Below are 1,439 nucleotides of genomic sequence, written 5' to 3' on the forward strand. Positions count from 1 at the left end.
GACCCCGGACAGGGCAGGATGAGAGCAGGCCGCACGGGCCCAGGTAAGCGTCACAACTCACCCAACCCGTGCGGCCCTTCTCACGTCACGGGCCGACCGCGACCACGAGCATTGCTCCCAAGGTCGTTAGTACCAGTGGTGGTTCTGCCAGAACGCCCAGGCGGCGTTCGGGCTGCCGTAGCGGGTGTTCATGTAGTTCAGTGCCCACTTGATCTGGGTGCGCGGGTTGGTCCTCCAGTCCGCGCCGGCCGAGGCCATCTTGGAGGCCGGCAGCGCCTGGGCCAGACCGTAGGCGCCCGAGCTCGGGTTGGTCGCCCGCACGTTCCAGCTGGACTCGTGGAAGATGATCTGGCTGAACGAGGCGAGCTGGTTCGCCGGCACCATCTGGGCGGCGATGGCCTTCGGGGAAAGGGTCGCGGCGGAGGCGGTGGCGGGGGCCACGGCGGCACCCAGAGCGGTCAGACCGGCGGCGCCGGCAAGAATCGCGGCAGAGGTGCGCATACGGAGCTTGAAAGTGGGCATGTAGGGCAAGACCTCAATCGGGTTGGGCCGGGTCGCGCCCCGTCCTGGACCGTGGCCGGACAGGGGCCGAAGGTCGCGGGGCGTGATTTGGCAGTGAGCCGCATCCGGCGGGACGGGGCCGGTGTGGCTGGGTGGGGCAATTGTTGCCAGGTGGGATCGGCCGCCGCCAAGACCCCCTTGTTACGATCGGCCGTCGTATTCGGGGGCCGGTCAGCGTCGACTCAGAGGGCGGCCCGCGTGGCCGGTCACTGTTGCTGAGCTGCGCAAATGCCGCAGTCGGGGGTCGCGGGCGGCGCCGGGCGCGGCCACTATCGCCCGTCGTGGACCTCACTCAGGTGTGAGCGGGCTCACGGTTTAGGCCGGATTTGGGCCGGATTTTCCAGTACTGACCGAATTGCCGCCGACACTTTGGGTGCAGACGATCTGTCCGGGCTGAGACCCGCGCCACACGCGACGGTGCGCCGACCGGGGTCACCCGGTGGCGCCGAGGCCGGTGTTCCGTCGGCTTCTGCGGGACCGGCCTGACCGCCCGTCATTGATGATCCATTGCTTCGTCGGCAGCATGTGGTCGTGGGGGATGGGCGTTGCTCTGGAGGCCGTGGTCCCTCCATGCCACCCGCGGCCCGGCCGGACTCCCGCCGGCCGCGGCGGTCGGCGGTTCCGACCAGTGGATGCCTCAGTGGCGTACGGCGCCGGGCGTCGTTGGACGAGGCGATGGCTGCCCGGCCGGCCGCCACGTACGCGCGGATGCGCGAGCTGGTGGGGCCGTTGCCGACAAGCGGACGGCTGGGGGCGGGCGGCGCGGGGCGGGCAGCGGAACCGCGAGAGGGCCCGTGCCACGCGGTTCGCGCGGGCGCGGGCCCTGTCGGGGTCATCCCGGTGGTCCCTGTCCGGCCCCTGGGGTGAGGGGGAGGGTG

General features: G+C 71.2%; 1 protein-coding gene. It reads right to left on the reverse strand.

The annotated features are described in order from the left end of the window. Positions 1–126: 126 nt before the first annotated feature. Positions 127–501, reverse strand: a complete 375-nt coding sequence (locus KV557_RS41780) for a transglycosylase SLT domain-containing protein (RefSeq protein WP_256178754.1) — start codon at positions 499–501, stop codon at positions 127–129. Positions 502–1,439 lie beyond the last annotated feature (938 nt).

This window comes from Kitasatospora aureofaciens (genome assembly GCF_019192735.1).
GTDB lineage: Bacteria > Actinomycetota > Actinomycetes > Streptomycetales > Streptomycetaceae > Kitasatospora > Kitasatospora aureofaciens_A.

Bases quoted from the DNA above. Each gene is read 5' to 3' on its own strand.
- KV557_RS41780 (WP_256178754.1), bottom strand. From the start codon at position 501: ATGCGCACCTCTGCCGCGATTCTTGCCGGCGCCGCCGGTCTGACCGCT.